The sequence below is a fragment of the Acetomicrobium sp. S15 = DSM 107314 genome (assembly GCF_016125955.1).
Classification (GTDB): domain Bacteria; phylum Synergistota; class Synergistia; order Synergistales; family Thermosynergistaceae; genus Thermosynergistes; species Thermosynergistes pyruvativorans.
This window is the reverse complement of record NZ_JADEVE010000150.1, coordinates 1-541: the sequence shown is the minus strand read 5'-3', so window position 1 is coordinate 541 and position 541 is coordinate 1. Positions and strand designations below refer to the sequence as shown.

At 48.4% G+C, this 541-nt stretch carries 2 protein-coding genes; one reads left to right on the top strand and one right to left on the bottom strand.

Annotated elements, in window-relative coordinates:
* Positions 1 to 304, top strand: a 304-nt coding sequence (locus EZM41_RS03505) for a hypothetical protein (RefSeq protein ID WP_198469557.1), incomplete at its 5' end; no start/stop codon positions are given.
* Between the two features lie 31 nt (positions 305 to 335).
* Here the strand turns inward: EZM41_RS03505 and EZM41_RS03500 are convergent.
* Positions 336 to 541: RAMP superfamily CRISPR-associated protein (locus EZM41_RS03500; RefSeq protein ID WP_198469555.1), on the bottom strand; the 206-nt coding region annotated here is incomplete at its 5' end.

The following is a 541-nucleotide window of genomic DNA, read 5'->3' as shown; positions in this document are numbered from 1 at the left end:
AAAGAAGCTGAAAGAGCGCATAACTTGTGGCAAGCTGGTCAGAGAAGAGGAGATCTACGAGGCCATAGGCAGAATAAAGGAGCGCTATCCCCGCGTCGCTAAGTACTACGAGATCGCCTACGACGAAGGCGAACTGACATTTACGGTGAGGGAAGGGAAGAAAGCGGCGGCAGAGAAGCTCGACGGCAGTTACCTCTTAAAGACAGACAGGAGCAATCTCGACCCAGAAGAGGCCTGGCGCATCTACTCCCTCTTATCCAGGGCGGAAGCTGCCTTTTCTGACATGAAAAGCCCTTTGTCTTAAGCGCCCTATCCCAGTAAGGAAGCACTCCCATCTATCGTCCACTCCTCTTTTCGTTCAATAATTTACATACCAGCTCAACGAGGCTATTGATCTCCGGCTTTGTAATCTCGTTGATATTTTTACCATCCAAATCATTAACTCTTTCCGCCGCAAATCTGAGATGCCCCTTCCAGATAGATGACCTTACCATTGGTAAACCTGTCAGCTTATCCCGCACGATAGGATTTTCAAATATCT